Below are 17,504 nucleotides of genomic sequence, written 5' to 3'. Positions count from 1 at the left end.
ACCTCCCGGGCTGTTGATTGCAACAATTCTATTTCTGAAGTATTGTTTTTCGCTTTGTTTTTGATGTTTCAGGTTCTGTCTGGACTTTTCAAAGACAGGGTTCCAATTTTCTTTCAGTTTTAAATCGAAGACAGACTAAGCCAGTTTTTCTAACAGGGCATCCGTCATTTCGCAGGTGCCTACCTGTCGCATGCCCTCGCTCATCATGTCAGCAGTGCGCAGGCCATCGTTCAGAACAGCTTCCACACCTTTTTCAATGTCAGCTGCTTCTTCTTCCATGCCAAAGGAATAACGAAGCATCATCGCCGCGGACAGAATGCAGGCCAATGGATTCACAAGGTTTTTGCCGGCAATGTCAGGAGCGGAGCCATGAATCGGTTCGTACAGGCCTCTTGTTCCCTCGCCAAGGGAAGAAGAAGGAATCATGCCAATTGAACCGGTGATTTCACTGGCTTCATCGGACAGAATATCTCCAAACATATTTTCCGTGACAATGGTATCAAACTGCGCTGGGTTCTTGCAGATCTGCATTGCACAGTTATCTACAAACATCACGTCAAATTCAACCTCTGGATATTCTTTGCTCAGATCATATAGAACTTCTCTCCATAATCTCGAAGTATCCAGAACGTTGGCTTTGTCGACCAGCGTCAGTTTTTTGCGGCGCTTCATGGCCGTTTCAAAACCAACCCGGCCAATGCGGCGAATTTCGTTTTCATCATAAGGCATTAAGTCCAAGGCTTTTTTGACGCCATTTTCGGTTGTGGTGGTATGTTCGCCAAAATAGACCCCGCCAGTCAGTTCACGCACAATGACAAAATCAATCCCCCTGTCTGTGATTTCTTTTTTCAATGGGGAGGCATCGGCTAACTGCGGCCAGATTTTGGCTGGACGCAGATTGGAGAAAAGTCCCATCCCCTTACGCAAAGCCAGTAAGCCTTTTTCCGGCCGTTGCGGCCCAGGCAGGCCCTCCCATTTGGGTCCGCCTACTGCTCCAAGAAGCACCGCATCACAACTCAGCGCTTTCTTTAGTTCATGATCTGGAAGCGGGCTTCCATATTGATCAATTGCATCACCACCCATCGCAATGGGTTCATACTCCCATTCATGATCGTATTTTTTGGCGATCGCGTCGAGGACCCGAAGCGTCTGCTCAACAATTTCCCGTGATGAGCAATCTCCGCGGATCACACCAATTTTCTTTTTCATACACACTCGATTCCTTTCGGGATTATTTCTTTTGATCTTTGAATCCTACTTCTAAAGATAAGAGCTGTCCATTATTCAAAGACAAGTTTCATTGAAAGAAACCGACAGCCCAGGCCCGGACTACCGGATTTATCTTTTCTTATAGAAGGATCAACTCTCTTGTTATCGAATCTGCTCAATAGTCAGCATCTGAGCCAGAATGAAATTCAGTTCTTGATTCTGCCTGTTTCCTTGCAGCAGCTTTCTTAAATTTCTCTATCTCTTTCCTTATATATTAGTCCACAGCTAATCCAGAATCCCATAGCGCAGGGCAGCCTTTCTAGGCAGTGAACGATGATCGATCCCTCATAAGAATGATGATCAATGCCCCATGTGAATAAGGCTCTAACGAAAGCAGTATCCAGATTTCTGCCCCATTTGCCAGTGAAAAGCCAGATTATGCCTGATGGGACTGATTTTTACGCAGGTAATGCATCCAGCCGCCGCAGTCGATGATTTCCTGAATAAAGGGTGGAAACGGTTCAGCTTTCCAGCTTTTGCCCAGGGTTTCATCGGTGATCGTTCCGGTCGAAAAATCAACTTTCACCACATCGCCAGGCTGGATTTCATCTGCCGCTGCTTCACATTCCAGAATTGGCAGACCGATGTTAATCGCGTTGCGATAGAAGATCCGCGCAAAGGATTTGGCAATGACACAGTCAATGCCAGCAGTCTTAATCGCCAGCGGGGCATGTTCACGACTTGAGCCGCATCCAAAGTTCCAGCCCGCGCAGATCAGATCCCCAGGTTCTACGCTCTGGGTAAAGGTTGCATCAATATCTTCCATGCAGTGCTCGGCCAGCGCTTTTGCATCTGGTGTATTCAGATAACGGGCAGGAATGATAACATCGGTATCCACGTTATCGCCATAGACAAAACTTTTTCCGCAAGCTTCATTCATGATCATTTCCTCCTTCAAACTCTCTTGGGTCGCTGATCCGGCCGGTCGTAGCAGAATAAGCTGCTGTATAAGGACTTGCCAGATAGACTTCAGAAGTCACATCCCCCATCCGGCCGACAAAGTTGCGATTGGTGGTCGAAACACATCGTTCACCGGGTGCAAGAATGCCCATATATCCGCCAAGACATGGGCCGCACGTTGGGGTGGAAACAACGGCACCAGCTTCAATAAAAGCCATTAAATACCCATTGGCAATGCATTGTTTATAAATATCCATGGTTGCTGGAATGATGATGCAGCGTACGCCATCTTTGACATGACTGCCATGCAGAATTTCGTAAGCAGCAGTCATATCTTCCAGGCGCCCATTGGTACAGGACCCAATAACAACCTGGTCAATTTCAATTTCATTCGAATCTTTTGCGGTATGCACATTTTCTGGTAAGTGCGGCCAGGAAACAACTGGCTCCAGTTCATCCAGAGCGATTCTCACGGTTTTTTCGTATTCAGCCTCTGGATCGGCTTCAAAAATACGGGGCTCACTGGCGCCATGTTCCGTCAGGAAAGCCAGTGTTTTTTCATCCACTGGGAAGATGCCGTTTTTGGCGCCTGCTTCAATGGCCATGTTGCAGATGCATAAACGATCATCCATAGAAAGGGAGTGGGCACCTTCACCGGTAAATTCAAGTGACTGATACAATGCTCCATCCACGCCAATCTGCCCAATCAAAGCCAGAATGACATCTTTGCCTGTTACATAAGGAGAAAGTTTTCCAGTCAGTTCTACTTTGATTGCGGATGGCACTTTAAACCAGGCTTTGCCGGTGGCCATGCCGGCTGCCATATCCGTAGATCCAACACCCGTTGAGAAGGCTCCAAGCGCCCCATAGGTGCAGGTGTGAGAATCCGCCCCAATCAGGCAGTCCCCGGCAGTCACTCTTCCCTGCTCTGGCAGCAAAGCATGTTCGATCCCCATCTTGCCAACATCATAGAAATGGGGAATTTCATGTTTGTGACAGAAAGTGCGGCAGGCAGCAGACTGCTTAGCTGCTTTGATGTCTTTGTTTGGAACAAAGTGATCCAGAACGATGTTGATCTTTTCGGGATCATAAACGGAATCAAAGCCGGCTTTTTCAAATTCAGCAATGGCCACTGGAGTTGTAATGTCATTTCCCAGTACGCCATCGAGATCAGCCAGAATCAACTGGCCTGGTTTGACAGATTCTAAATGCGCATGGTCCGCCAGAATCTTCTGCGTCATTGTCATTGCCATCAGTTGGTCCCTCCTTGTTCAAAGTGATTGTTAATTGCGGAAACCAGGGCAAGAATACCCGAGAAGATAATATCGGGATCCATGCCAGCGCCCCAGGTGCGGCTGCCATCCGGCCAGAGCAGGCCAACATAGCTGGCTGCACTTGCATCTGAAGATTTACCAAGAGACTGGTCGGTATAGGTTTCCAGAGAATATTCGATGCCCAGTCCTTGCTTGATTGCGTTATTAACTGCATTCAGACGACCATTTCCCGCTGCATACCATTCATATTCTGCGCCGCCGGTTTTTGCGGTCACGACCGCCTTCAGGCTGCGGCCCTGAATGAAGTGGGCTTCGATAACATCCAGGACGGGTTTTCTTTTATTGAGATAGGTTTCTTCAAAGACTTTGAGGATCTGTTCAGGTTTGAGTTCAGCGTGGGCATGATCAGAAACTTCCTTGACGGTATAGCCAAAGTGCTCGCGCATTTTGGCCGGCAGGTCAAATCCATATTTGGTTTCGAGAATATATCCGATGCCGCCTTTTCCGGACTGAGAATTTACCCGGATGACATCAGCGTCGTAGGTCCGGCTTACATCATGCGGATCGATTGGCAGATAGGGAACGGTCCAGCGGCCAAGCGGATCCGCTTCTTTGCATTTCATGCCTTTGGCAATCGCATCCTGATGACTGCCGGAGAACGCCGCAAAGACCAGAGCCCCTGCATAGGGCTGACGTTCATGAACATGCATGCGGGTCAGACGTTCATAGGTTTCAACGATTTCAGGCATATTGGAAAAATCCAGCTGGGGATCAACACCCAGAACATATAAGTTCATCGCCAGGGTGACTGCATCCACATTGCCAGTACGCTCGCCATTGCCAAATAAGCAGCATTCCACACGCTGCGCTCCAGCCAGTAAAGCCAGTTCCGTATCGGCAACCCCAGTTCCCCGGTCGTTATGCGGATGGGTGCTTAAAATAATAGCCTCCCGGTTATGAAGCCTGTCAGAGCAGTATTCGATCTGGTTGGCATAAACATGCGGCAGTGACATTTCAACGGTTACCGGCAGGTTGATAATCATCGGACGCTCAACAGTTGGCTGCATGACATCAATGACCGCATTGCAGACATCCAAAGCAAAGTCTGGTTCTGTTCCGGTAAAGGATTCTGGAGAATACTCAAACAGGAAATTGCCATCGTATTCTTCAGACAGCTGTTTGACGAGTTTTGCACCTTCCAGCGCAATCTCTTTGATTTCTTCTTTGGACTTCTTGAAGACCTGCTCGCGCTGGGCTTTGGAAGTGGAGTTGTAGAAGTGAACCACCGCTCTTGGGGCACCTTTTACCGCTTCAAAAGTCTTGCGGATAATGTGTTCCCGGCACTGCGTGAGCACCTGGATGGTGACATCCTCCGGAATCAGATCCTGTTCGATCAGTGTCCGTAAAAATTCATATTCCGTTTCCGAGGCAGCCGGAAAGCCGACTTCGATTTCTTTAAATCCAATTCGAACCAGCATCTGGAAAAATTCAAGTTTTTCTTCCAGCGACATTGGAACAATCAATGCCTGGTTGCCATCGCGAAGGTCAACCGAGCACCAGTTTGGGGCTTTTTCTGGGTGATCTTTTTTCACCCAGCGATATTCAGCGTGTTCAACCGGAAAGTATCCGGGGGAATATTTGGATGCATTCATCATGATGGTCTCCTCCTTGCATAAAAAAACCGTCTCTCGCATCACAGACGCAAAGAGACGGAGAATCATCCGCGGTACCACTCTAATTGCCGCAACACTGCGGCCGCTCAACGATCTATCAATCGTTTCATCTATAACGGGATGTCCCGGAAAGAATTACTTCTGTTCACTCTTTCAGCTCGAAGGGGAGGATTTCGAAATCTTCGGCTGCAGTCTCGCATCACCCGGCTGCTTTCTGAAAACCTTCCAGATCCGATTTGTCCTTGTCATCGCTTTTTTCAACGTGGTTCCATTTTAGAGAAGGTGTCGCAAACCTGTCAACGAATGATGTGTTCCTTTGTAAAAATTTGAAAGAAAAATCCATGTTTTTGTAACCGATTCTTACATTTCTCATTGTGAGCAAACCATTGTTCATCTGTGATCAACAGTTTTTCTGCTTTTCTGGGTATGCATATCTGCCAAAGACAATCTTCAGGAAGTCCGATTGAGCTTTGCATAATTGGACAGTCATTTTTGGACTTTCACCGTCCAAAGAAAACAGGTAGTATGGAACAGACCAAAAGACAGAAAGAATCTGAAAAACCGTCAAAAAAGAAATCCAAAAAGCTGTCAAAAGAGAATTCAGAAAAAGAGGTTATGCGATGTATCTGCAAGAGGAAGTTGTTGTCCGTCAGGAAATCAAGAAAAGTAAATTTATCTGCGTTCTGGCCCGAATAAAAAGTGTGGAAGAACTCAAAGCGCTGATCGCCCGCCTGAAAAAGGACTATCCTCAGGCCTCCCATTATTGTTCGGCCCTGAAAGCCGGCAGTCTTACCCATTCAAGCGATGATGGCGAACCCTCCGGAACAGCCGGCCGACCGATGCTGGATGTCTTACTGGGAAGTGCGGGGGATGAGATTGGCGCGGTCGTGATCCGCTATTTTGGCGGGACCTTGCTTGGCAAAGGCGGTCTGGTGCGGGCGTATTCATCAAGCGTTGCTTTAGCCTTAGAACAGGCTAAATGGATCACGCCGCGAACGCTGGGGTTTTATCAGCTGGAAGCGGACTACAGCATTTCCGGTAAAGTGGAAAGCTATCTGCGAAGCCTCAATGTCGAAGATCTGAATGTAAGCTATGGCAACAGTGCCCTCTATACATTCTTTGCTTCCAAGGATCCGACACCAGCCCTGCAGCAGCGCTTCTCAGGTCAGGTGGAAGCCATCCTGCTTAAGGAATGCCAGAAAGAAGCGTAAAACCTGACCAGTAAACCAGGGCTTCTTTACCCTGCCAGACCAAATCCACTTTGTTCTGCTGGACCAGATCCTGTCTACAAAACACCCCATCCTGCCAAAGGGCATGGCAATCATGGGCAATTCTGTGGATGAAGCTGAATAAAACAGAAAACCGGACCCGTCAGCTCGGTCCGGTTTTCTGTTGCTCTGATTCTTCTTTACTCTAGTTCTTCCTTAGATTGGCAGGTATTTCCATCGGAATTGAAATTCAGCAAGGCACTCAGATCTGGTTTCCATACTTGCTCTGGCTCTTTTTCCTCTTCGTAAAACAACACCATATACAGTGGCAAATACAGAATGCGGCCAATTTCCTGAACATTTCCTTTGCAGAAAACAATGGTCTGGCCAAACTGCCATTCAGGATTGTTGAGAGCCTTATCTAAAGAGGCGTGTTTTGTATAGTACTTTCCAGATTTGATTTCTAAAAGATCGATCCGGCTTTGGTTCTGGACCAGAAAGTCCAGTTCATAATTTCTCTTTGAGACGAAATAAAACAGATTGAAGTTACGGCTTTTCAAAGCCTGGGCAAAGACGTTTTCCAGAACACCGCCAAGATTGATTTCGATGTTGCCTTTCAAGATTTCCATAGATGTGCCACCACCCATCATCCGGCAAAGAAGCCCAGTATCACAAAGATACAGCTTAAACAGATTTCGTTCCTCATTGAGCAAAAGGGGATAAGTGGGTTGGCAGACGTTGTAGCAAGGCAGTGCAATCCCAGCTGCCTCCAGCCATAAAAAGCTGTCTTCGAACTGATAAGTCCGCATTTTCTTATCGATTTTTGCTACCTTAAACCGCTTGTTTTTGGCATTGAGCTGGCCAGGAATCGAATCGAAGATATCCAGAATTTTTACTCGTTCTCTGCGGACTGCATATTTTTGAATATCCATACGATATAAATCGAGGATACTGTCATGGATGACAGATACCTTGGCCAGATCGAAGGTGTCGCAATAAACCTGTACAGCTTCCGGCATCCCGCCGATGACCATATACAGAGAAAACAAATCCAGCATCTGTTTGTGGATCAACTCGTCCACAGGCCGTCTGTTTTTATAACAGCTTTTGAGATGATCAATAGTGCCTTGAGGAATATTCAAGGCCCATAAAAATTCCAGAAAGGTCATCGGATACATAGGAATAATTCTTTCAAATCCAACTGGATAGGACTTGACTTCCTGGATGCTGACTCCAAGAAGGGATCCGGTTTCAATGATATCGAGTTTTCCATCTTCAACCAGAAATTTTACAGCCGTTCTGGCTTCTGGGCATTCCTGGATCTCATCAAGTATGAGCAATGTATCGTGTTCGACAATACTCTGGCGCATCAGAGCGGTCAGACGAGAATAAATGGTGGCGGGATCAGGCAAGCGGAAAATTTCTTTGGCTTCGGGATGGCGGATGAAATTGAGTTCGATGACTTGCCGGTAATTGTTTTTGCCAAACTCTCGGGCCACGGTAGATTTGCCGGTCTGCCTGGCTCCGATCAGACAGACCGCCTTTTTCAAGCCGTCTTTCTTCCAGGTTTCGAGCTTACTGTAAACAATTCGTTTCAGCATATTTTCCCTCCAATTTCTGTTTCATATTGAAAAACTGCAAAATCCAACGTTTTTCAATATTAAAAACTGCAAAATTCAACGTTTTTCATATTGTAGCAGGTGCTGTTCGGATCGACGAGATGAAAACGTAAAAAGTCCAGCGCAGATTAGCAGATTAAAAGAGTAAAGGCCTTTAGGCAAACAGGGCGATGCAAGAGCTCTACCGATCCTGGTAGATGAAAAAATGAGGACGCAGAACTGTTCTTTGAACAAACCTCTGATATTGATGATGTGGTGAAGTGAACCAAGCAGGCATTCAACAAATAGGCAGAAGAATAATGATTTTCAACAGGGGATGTACCTTGGGCCCGTAGAGACGAGGAATATCTTATCGAGGCAAAAATGACAGCGAGGAAACAGGGAATGACCAAAGATCCGTTTAAGGAATCCATGAAAGAGGCAGAACCAGATAAGCAAGACAGGGAGTGGGCGTGGCGTACGGCCATCGGGCTGCAGGCTGTGGATGGCCTGAGAACTTCGGAATATCTGGCCCAGACAGCCATTCGCAATATTGAGGGCGAGATTTCCTTTGAACAGGCCAACGCGCTTGTGCAAAGCTATTATGAGAAAAATTCTTGTCGAAACGCCGATGATCGCACTGAAGAAGCCGATAAAGTGTCGGTCAGAATCGCTGCCCTGCTTTCAGAGAAGACATTCAGCTTTACGCCAAATGAGTATCTTTCCATCCATAGAAAATTGTTTACCGGCATTTATTCTCACGCCGGGCGTATTCGAGACTACAACATTACAAAGAAGGAATGGGTGCTGAACGGGGCTTCGGTGCTCTACGGAAGCGGTACAGAGTTACAGGCCACACTTGACTACGATTTTTCAGAGGAAAAGAAATTTTCTTATAAACATCGTTCGATGGCTAAAATCATCCACCATCTTGCATTGTTCGTATCCAGACTCTGGCAGATCCATGTATTTTGCGAGGGGAACACACGAACGACAGCGGTATTTTTCATCAAGTACTTACACGCGTTGGGCTTTGATGTGACAAACGATATTTTTGCCGAGAATGCATGGTATTTTCGAAATTCTCTGGTCAGGGCAAACTACAACGATCTGAAAAACGGCATTTATGAAACAACAGAGTACCTCGAGTTATTCCTACGCAATCTCCTGTTAAACGAAAGCAATCCTCTTCATAATCGGTTCTTGCATATCAGCGGCGCCTTTAAAGAATAGTAAAAGCGAACATCGGATAAAAAAAGTGAACATTGACCCAAAAAAGTGGACATTGAAAAAGAAAAAGCGAATATTCACCCAGAAAAGTGAACATTGAAGATGCTTTTAGCCCCAAAACCGCTTCTCATATTCATGCATTACAAAAGAAACTGGGATCAAAGCCAGCCTTTGGATGATCGCAGGTTCAGCAGATCCTTGGTCTGAAACCGACAAGATGCTCTCAACTGCTGGGTGAAATGGCAAAACATGGAGTCATTGAGCCAGTATCTGGATTTGGGAAAGGCAAATACCGATTCCGACATCAGGATCACTAAGAGCGTGAGAGCATAGGATCTCAGACTAATTCTATTAGCGCTAAATCTTGAAAAAGCAGAAAGTCTGGTCATTGGCCAATAGACAGCGTAGAACACAGAATATCTAGTACAGTATTTTTGAAGTTTCAATGAATAGCTGAAATGAGCAATTCTCGTAAATAGAAACCCCTGTACTAATGTTGCGTTTCATTGACTTTTATATTAACAAGATCTTTCATCGTTAGAGATTTGCACTTTATATAAAGGTCTAATGGCAATTAACTTCTTTGAGAATAATTATAAAAGTCATTGGGACAGATCACTAAGATACTAAAGATATAGCTGAATTGGAGCTGGCATTGGCTTCAATTCATAGAAATATGCCGCTCAATTGCATTAGGGTGTGAACAGTAACGGATTTACTCGTGCATCTACAAACAATTTCAGGCAAATGTTGACAACAGTTGATCGAAAACAGTAAACTATATTTAACCTGACTTTAGGGTCACGTTTTTAAATGTAGTACTCAAAATCCTGGAGAAAACATCAGAAATGTTTCTCCAGGATTTTATTTATTTGAGTTCTCTCTAAGTAATAGTGATCGAGTGGTAAATTATATGTTTTAGATAAGTAATCATTGATATCACATTTCGGACTTATATTTATGAATGTATAGGGGCCTGTTGGAAGTACTTTTAGTTCATGCATAAAGTTATATACTTTTTCACTTCCAAATTTATTTTTTAAAACTTTATATTGAAAAAGCCTCTCAAGCAGGACGCTGAGATAACACACTAAAAAATGCCCTTTGATTCTGTCATAATTCTGTAAGTATACTGGCCTCGCATCTAAAGATGATTTCATCGTCCTGAATGATTCTTCAATATGCCATAATTCATGATAGGTCTGGTAAATAGTCGAATCATCCATTTTGTATTCAGAAGTAATAAGCATATTGAAACCAGCACATTTACGATGCTTTTCAATCAAATTTGTATTTAATACAGCGATAACTTTTTCTTTATTTCCATTATCAGATTTATTCTCTGTCGTAAAAATCATATATTTAGCCGAATCGCCGTAATCAGATTTTTTTGCCGCACTGGCACACAGATTCTTGGCCTTTTCTTCTAATCTAGTAATCTCTCGACGTTTTTTTCTTGCCAAAGAAGGATTGAATGTGACTACTCTTTTTTCAGTGACGGTAAGACTATGCTTTCTTCCGTTTTCATCTCGGTAATCGTATTTATGTTGAAAAAGTTTACTCTTCATTTTGTAAGCCAGCCGGCCATCACGATCTATCACTTCCTGAAACCCCTCATCTTCGATAGCCCACTCCATCTCATCTTCAGGGAGCTGGAGGACTGACTTGGAGAAGATATAGCCATCATGAGCCAAGATCGCATCATGGATGTTTTCGGCACAATTGAGGCCTTTGTCGGCCACTCTGACCGTTTTTCCCGTCACTCCCTGTTTATTTTTAAGGTCATGGAGAACTTCACGCATAACCGGTTTCTCAGACTGATTGCCGGGGTAAAGTCTCATTCCGATTGGAAGACAATTTGCATCAAGTAATAATCCCATACCAATAATAGGATCAGTTCGATTTTCTTTAGACGGACCTTTACGTCGCCAGTCGTCCTGGGCATCTATTTCAAAATAGAAATTTGTACAGTCAAAATAGGTTTGATTTACATCTAGAATGTATGTTTCATGTGTATGATGCGTAAAGATTTCTACTACTTTCTCATATTCGCGTCCGAGCAACTCTAAGCAAGAAAGAGTCTGGTCATAGGAAAACTGTGTCTGGCCATACAGAGTGGGAAATATTTCGTTAACGGTTTTAAATTTAGACATGGGATTACATAGTCTTGAATAGATTAATAACTCAAGACAATCTGACAAGTTATATTCAAATTTGCGCCCGTATTGAAGGTAGTCAATATCATTTTTGACATCCAGACGGCGATAAATCGCTGCAGGCACAAAAAAGCCAATGCGTTTTTCTGGAATGTTTTTTTCTATCAATTTTTTCTTGGAGGTCTGAATTTTCCGTTTGTCATTCATCGTTCGCACAGCGGTTGTGTAGAAATTGATTGGATCTTTAACTCCTAGAGATTCTAAATAATCTGCATAACCTAGTGTTTTTATATGTTTTGATTTAGGTAGCTTGGTTTCTGGATCGCGATATGACTCGTAAATTTGAAGATAGATCCCTTTAGCGCGTTTGGATTTTCTGAGATGAAATGCCATACCATATTTCCTCCATAATTAGGTATTACAAGTACTACCATTATAGAGCACATCTAAAATACTCGCAAGTTTTTTCAAAAAAAAAAGAGCCTTACTTAAGGGCTCAATAAATAAATTTCTAAAATTTTTTTCGCATTTTCTAAAGAAAGTAGTACCCAAACCCTTAAGACGGGAATACCGATTCCGACATCAGGATCACTAAGAGCGTGAGAGCATAGGATCTCAGACTAATTCTATTAGCGCTAAATCTTGAAAAAGCAGAAAGTCTGGTCATTGGCCAATAGACAGCGTAGAACACAGAATATCTAGTACAGTATTTTTGAAGTTTCAATGAATAGCTGAAATGAGCAATTCTCGTAAATAGAAACCCCTGTACTAATGTTGCGTTTCATTGACTTTTATATTAACAAGATCTTTCATCGTTAGAGATTTGCACTTTATATAAAGGTCTAATGGCAATTAACTTCTTTGAGAATAATTATAAAAGTCATTGGGACAGATCACTAAGATACTAAAGATATAGCTGAATTGGAGCTGGCATTGGCTTCAATTCATAGAAATATGCCGCTCAATTGCATTAGGGTGTGAACAGTAACGGATTTACCCGTGCATCTACAAACAATTTCAGGCAAATGTTGACAACAGTTGATCGAAAACAGTAAACTATATTTAACGACGGAGGGCAAGGCCCTCAAACTGGCGGATCTCATTATTTTGGGTCCGCCTTTTATTATTCTTTTGTTTGAATAATAAGATCGACTACTGCCTTTACCATTTCAAACTTCTTCTTATTATAATTAGTGATTTTAATCCCGAAAGTGTTGTCTTCTAGCGATCCTATAAAGGCAAGATAGTCTAAATTCTCTGAATCTGTTTTCATCAATGATGAATCCTTAATACTCTTTAGCATTTTTATAGTTGCCAAAATCTGTGATTCTTGGACTTTTTTAGGGATTTGATCTAATAGAAGAGGGAAAATCGGCAAGTAATGGTTTACTGTATTTCTCATCTTACGCACAGTTTCAATCTTGCCTAAAAATTTAAATATATCTTTATTACTAACTTCAACATCGTCATTGATATCCAAAGTCTGTCTATAGATTTTCTTCATTGTCTTAGAATCTTGTAACTCAAAAAGCCTTTGTAAGTCCCCAAAATTTAATGCTGAAGTTACCAGCCAAAAAGGAGCTGTTTTTTGAGATAAAATTGCATTATTGATAGGGCCATTGGTTTTATAATCTCTCTGATCTTTGCAAGTTCCAATTATTTTGATTTTTGCCAATAGATCGGCTTTACTTATAATTCTATTTGGATTATCAGAAATAAATTTCCCTTCTTTTGAAAGAGTAACATTAATATTAGGAGCTATTACAGACTCGGAATAGTCTTTATCGCCTTCTTTTATCACATCCTGAATGTCATCGATATAGGTTATTCCATAATTACTACAGTATTTTCCAGGTTGAGAATACTTGTCTGAAAGAATGAGTGTAATCGTATTTCTAAAACGCTTTTCAAACCTTCTTATAAGAATAAATAGATTTTGACAAATCCAGTCATCAATTTCGACAAGAGATTTTATAGATGAGAAATAAACATCTTCTTTGTAAATATGTTTACCTGTCGCAGTTTTTCCTTGGTAAATCAATTCTTTATATGGATTTATTAATTCTATATAATTCCTCTCCAAGAATAGTTTCTTATTATCATCTTCAACAATGATTTTTTTATGTATTTCGAGATATTTAATTTGATCTTCAACATCTCGGTATTTTTTATAATTATTTGACCTCATCATCAAAATTTCCTTTTATTACCAATCTATTCCTCAAGCTTCATTTAGCGCTTCGGATTTCTTTATCCTATACTGACCAATGAAACGATCTCTTTTCGTCAAAAGCCCGCTGAATTTTTTATCCTGCCTGGCCTGGACTAAAAATTCAGTTCCTCTTTGAGAAGTTCCAGACGGGCTTCTCTTGTGGCAGAAAGGCTTTTTGCGGGATTTTCTGCCCAGGAAGCCAGTACATCAGCATCTTTGAGAGCTTCATCCATCATTTCGCCCGTCCGCTCTTTATTGGAGTGTTCAGCAATCGCATGGGTGATCGTTTCAGTTTCCGTCCGGGTAAACAGGCCGCTTTCATCCAGCATTTTTTTCGCTGCACTGGCTCCGCGCAATGCATGCTCATAGGCCATATTCCGCGTGAACTTGAAGTAGTCATGAAGCACAGCACACACCTTGGCCAGCTCAACATCGAGCCCGCGGCTGCGGGCAATCAAGGTGATATAGGCATCCACCATCGAGGTGTGGGCCACGGCATAGGTATAGAGATTTTTGTTATAAATGTTTCCGAATTCCTTCATGACCAGATCATGGATTTTCTCATAGCGTTCAAAATTGCTCATTGATGTTTCCTCCATCTTTACTCGTCCAGACTCTGCTCTTCCTGTTGAATTGTGGCCAATAAATATCTCCGATGCGGGCAATGCCCCTATGCGAATTTCCATCTGAGATCAATGGATTTCCATCAATCTGGACAGGCAACAAACCTGTTTTTTCTGGATCACTCTGATCTTATCTAAGCAGCCAGCAATTGCCCAGACGTATTTCTCATTTTTGCCAGAAAGAAGGATAAGCTGGACAAAAACCGATCCCCCTTCCCTGGTCTATGAAGGAAAAACTGCAAAATAATTTAGACTTATAATTGGAAAATATATTTGACATATACACAAGCAGGTCAGCGTTTCAGTCTTCTTACTTTTTGAGGTAAGGAGATGGCCTGATGGAAATTTCATGATAACCTTTAGTTATGACAACCTTTGACGATGATTTTACCTATTCGGAAACAGAAGTACTGATGGTTTATCGGACAATCGTCGATGAGCAGGAACCTTACGATGGCCGTCCCTACCTGAAAATGGATTATGTTGGAAATTTTCGCGGCTATGATATTTATTTAGGTTCTTTAGACCAGCGAGACGAAATTGTTCTTCAGCAGGGCGATCTGGGCTGGATTGCCCACGGATGGCTGGAAGAACAGATTCGCTATGTCTATAACCTTCACGTTCTGGAAACCGAACTCTGGTAACCTTCCACGCAAGCTGACTGATTCAGTCGGCTTTTTCTTTGTCTTCTCACCTGCGGTCCTTCCAGCCCATTAATAAACAGAAGGACGGAGGAGTGGATGGAAGAAAGGACAGAAAAGTGACATCCAGAAGAGCAGGTCGAACCATCGGAAAGAAAAATCGGTCTCTTTTCCATATTGTACCGATCAAATTCAATATACTGCCATAAACAATGCAATTCCTGCCATATTTTCACCTGAAGATAGCGTTTTTCAGATCCATCTACTCTCTTTCGAGGATAAGAATTGCCAGATCTTCTGGCACTCAGGCAAAATAACTGCTGCAGGAAGGTAACGTCTCAAAAGTGTTCGTTCCTCTTTTCTGATCGGTCTTTTAAAGAGGATTTCCTTCCAGATTCTGGCGTTTTTTGGTTTGCAGCCATTTCGTTAAGAATATTTTTTCTGTTCTTTTTTCGATTAACATTCAAATCGGTTACCCTGAATTCCGTCTTGTATTCATGAACGTTTGTCCATGATTTGCAGCCACACATTTTGTACACATAAAGCAGGGAGTTAAAAAAGCAGTCAAAATTATGGCTTTTTAACGATTTTGTTGACCCTTTCATCTTCTTTTAAGTGTCTTACCCTTGGAAAAGAGCACAATTTATGCTTTTAGTGAATCTCACACAATCTTACTGTATTCGTACGAACCAATCGTGCTAACTTATAGTCACGACGCGGCAGATGAAAAATTAAAAAGAAGGCCGCTTATTAAGGAGGACTGACCATGTGGATGATTGCAATGCTGCTTTTGATTGGATGTGTGTTCTTACTTCCGTTCCTGAGCTTTATGTTTCCTGTTTTAATTCTTGCGGTGCCCCTGCTCTTCATGTTCCAGAGACCCACTGTAAAAGTCTATACCAGAACATTTTCTGCAAATGATCTGAATAGTGCCGGCTCTTCTGGATCCAGCAAGTCCCAGTACCAGGAAAAGAAATCTTTACCGAATGTAATTGACGTGGATTACACTGAGCACGACGCTTAGTCTGATACTGCTTCAGGACACTGAATCCATCTGTGACCAGCTTTGCTCTGGTCGATCTGACTCCGGCAGACTGCATGGTTTTGTATGCAGCCTTTCGGGATATAGAATTTTGATTTTTATTCACGATATTGAGAATTCAGCGAAAGATCCGAGAATGGATTTTTCGCTTTTTTCTTTGCCTGGGCCAGACTGTAAAAAGGACGCTGCTTCTTGGTGACCTTCCGGCCCTGGAAAGCAGCGTCCTGATTGATTCATCGTTCTGGCGGATCGCCAGCCGTTTTCTTCCGCTTGTCTGTGGTTTTTTCCTCTTTTACGACTCGGTCACTTCATCGGAGATATTTTCGACGGTTCCGATAAAAATTGGTGTTCCAGTTTCAATCTCACTGAGGATATACAGGAACGGCTGATCACAGGTGATGGTATATTCTTCTTCCGTCAGCGCAGCCCCGGCAATTCCAACATCCGTGGCAGCAGCGGCTTTGGTTCCCGTGCGGCTGACTTCGATTTTGGCTTTCTGTTTGATCTCACTGACATGAAGTCCAGTTTCCTGGCTCAGATTGGAAAAATCAGCATCATCGCCAAACGGCAGACTCAGCCCCATTTTCTGTAATGGTTTGATGAGTCCTTGCTCACTGCTCAGGGTAAATTCCGGAAAGCTTGCATGAACAATACTGTAAGTCGGATTTTTAAGATCCTGCAGCAATTTGACGCCCTCAACCTTGTGCAGGACTTCATCGAGACTCTGGTCCCCTTCTGGGATCAGAACCGTCAAGCCATAGTGGTAGCCCTTATACAGTTTCGTAAATCCATGCAGGCCCTGCGAAGAGATGTATTGCGTTTCATCGCTTTTCATCATCTGCACCGAAGCTTCACTGCCATTCTGGTTGTGGAATATTTCTTCAACAATCTGATCGTCTTCATATTCATTTTGCCAGGCAGAATCAAAGCTCAAAGCATTGAGTAAAATCATCATCGTGGTTGGTGAAAGATCAACCGGCATCTGATCGATCAGGCCGTCTGTATGTTCACGAACCCAGTCGTTGATCTGCTGTTTGGTCGAGTCATCAAAATCAGTTTCAAAGGATTCAGCCTGATAGTCCGCAGCTAACAGGTTTTTGTACGAATCCAGAATCGAATCGGATTCAGAAGCCCGAATCCACACAGAATCGGCCAGACGAAGGGTATGTGCCTCATCGGCACTCGTGGCCTTTAGGGCACTGCTGGCCAGACCATTGATCTGCTCAATGCTCAATCCAAATACATCTTCCATCTGCTTACGGGTCTCTCCGCCGGTGCCATTGGCCATCATGCCCAGAGCCATCCAGGCGGAGAATGGCGACAGGATGGAATTGTCGTTTTCGTCCCGTGTATTGTTAAATAAATCCCACGAGAAAGCGAACAGATGATCGAGTTCCGTAATGGCATTCACGTTAGAAGCGGGCGTTGTAACCACCTGTGACGACTGCGTGCTGGACGCTTCACTTTCGGCTGGAGCCTGGCTTTGCAAAGAGCGGGTGCTGGCGCTTTGCGAAGGGTTGGCTGCCTGACTGGAACAGCCGGCTGCCATTGCTGCGCAAAGCAGAGCAGCCATTGATTTTTTCGTGGTATGCATCATGCGTATCTTTCCTTTCTAAAGATCAAATCTTAGGATCAAAGATTTCCTTGATTTCTTATTTTTCGGTCTGGATTGATCTGA

At 43.4% G+C, this 17,504-nt stretch carries 13 protein-coding genes and 1 other annotated feature; of the genes, 4 read left to right on the top strand and 9 right to left on the bottom strand.

What is annotated here, in order from left to right; all coding sequences use genetic code 11:
- Nucleotides 1-135: 135 nt before the first annotated feature.
- From leuB to U4956_RS09135, 4 genes are all read right to left on the bottom strand, one after another.
- Complete coding sequence (gene leuB / locus U4956_RS09150) at nt 136-1,209, bottom strand: 3-isopropylmalate dehydrogenase (protein ID WP_323090325.1); 1,074 nt, start codon at nt 1,207-1,209, stop codon at nt 136-138.
- A 436-nt stretch (nt 1,210-1,645) separates the two neighbouring features.
- On the bottom strand, nt 1,646-2,149 hold the full coding sequence (leuD, locus tag U4956_RS09145; RefSeq protein ID WP_323090323.1) for a 3-isopropylmalate dehydratase small subunit: 504 nt from the start codon (nt 2,147-2,149) through the stop codon (nt 1,646-1,648).
- On the bottom strand, nt 2,142-3,422 hold the full coding sequence (leuC, locus tag U4956_RS09140; protein ID WP_323090322.1) for a 3-isopropylmalate dehydratase large subunit: 1,281 nt from the start codon (nt 3,420-3,422) through the stop codon (nt 2,142-2,144). The genes leuD and leuC overlap by 8 nt, the downstream gene beginning before the upstream one ends.
- Nucleotides 3,422-5,098, bottom strand: coding sequence for a 2-isopropylmalate synthase (locus U4956_RS09135; RefSeq protein WP_323090321.1), 1,677 nt, complete (start codon nt 5,096-5,098; stop codon nt 3,422-3,424). Before U4956_RS09135 ends, leuC begins: the two co-directional genes overlap by 1 nt.
- Nucleotides 5,099-5,145: 47 nt before the next feature.
- Nucleotides 5,146-5,374: a binding site (T-box leader), on the bottom strand.
- A gap of 362 nt (nt 5,375-5,736) precedes the next feature.
- On the opposite strand from U4956_RS09135, the gene U4956_RS09130 reads away from it, so the two are divergent.
- Nucleotides 5,737-6,327, top strand: a complete 591-nt coding sequence (locus U4956_RS09130) for an IMPACT family protein (RefSeq protein ID WP_323090320.1) — start codon at nt 5,737-5,739, stop codon at nt 6,325-6,327.
- Between the two features lie 197 nt (nt 6,328-6,524).
- On the opposite strand, the gene U4956_RS09125 is transcribed toward U4956_RS09130, so the two are convergent.
- Nucleotides 6,525-7,925: an ATP-binding protein gene (locus U4956_RS09125; RefSeq protein ID WP_323090319.1), complete on the bottom strand. Its 1,401-nt coding sequence runs from the start codon at nt 7,923-7,925 to the stop codon at nt 6,525-6,527.
- A 381-nt stretch (nt 7,926-8,306) separates the two neighbouring features.
- Between U4956_RS09125 and U4956_RS09120 the strand changes: the two genes are divergently transcribed.
- Entirely contained in the window at nt 8,307-9,155 is an 849-nt protein-coding gene (locus U4956_RS09120) for a Fic family protein (protein WP_323090318.1), read from the top strand.
- A gap of 839 nt (nt 9,156-9,994) precedes the next feature.
- Here the strand turns inward: U4956_RS09120 and U4956_RS09115 are convergent.
- From U4956_RS09115 to U4956_RS09105, 3 genes are all read right to left on the bottom strand, one after another.
- Entirely contained in the window at nt 9,995-11,701 is a 1,707-nt protein-coding gene (locus U4956_RS09115) for an IS1634 family transposase (protein ID WP_323089868.1), read from the bottom strand.
- A gap of 730 nt (nt 11,702-12,431) precedes the next feature.
- Nucleotides 12,432-13,499 carry an Abi family protein gene (locus U4956_RS09110; RefSeq protein WP_323090316.1) on the bottom strand — a complete coding sequence of 356 codons (1,068 nt, stop codon included), beginning with the start codon at nt 13,497-13,499 and terminating at the stop codon, nt 12,432-12,434.
- A gap of 134 nt (nt 13,500-13,633) precedes the next feature.
- Nucleotides 13,634-14,104: an HD domain-containing protein gene (locus tag U4956_RS09105; protein ID WP_323090313.1), complete on the bottom strand. Its 471-nt coding sequence runs from the start codon at nt 14,102-14,104 to the stop codon at nt 13,634-13,636.
- Between the two features lie 404 nt (nt 14,105-14,508).
- On the opposite strand from U4956_RS09105, the gene U4956_RS09100 reads away from it, so the two are divergent.
- On the top strand, nt 14,509-14,787 hold the full coding sequence (locus tag U4956_RS09100) for a hypothetical protein (protein WP_323090312.1): 279 nt from the start codon (nt 14,509-14,511) through the stop codon (nt 14,785-14,787).
- A gap of 763 nt (nt 14,788-15,550) precedes the next feature.
- On the top strand, nt 15,551-15,808 hold the full coding sequence (locus tag U4956_RS09095; protein ID WP_323090311.1) for a hypothetical protein: 258 nt from the start codon (nt 15,551-15,553) through the stop codon (nt 15,806-15,808).
- A 310-nt stretch (nt 15,809-16,118) separates the two neighbouring features.
- Here U4956_RS09095 and U4956_RS09090 read toward each other — a convergent pair whose 3' ends face one another.
- The gene (locus U4956_RS09090) at nt 16,119-17,423 is read right to left on the bottom strand and encodes a serpin family protein (protein WP_323090310.1); all 1,305 of its coding nucleotides are present in this window, start codon (nt 17,421-17,423) and stop codon (nt 16,119-16,121) included.
- Nucleotides 17,424-17,504 lie beyond the last annotated feature (81 nt).

This window comes from Allobaculum sp. JKK-2023 (assembly GCF_034745455.1).
Classification (GTDB): Bacteria; Bacillota_I; Bacilli_A; order Erysipelotrichales; family Erysipelotrichaceae; genus Allobaculum.
Note: the sequence above shows the minus strand (reverse complement) of the source record. Positions and strands in the feature narration are given on the sequence as shown.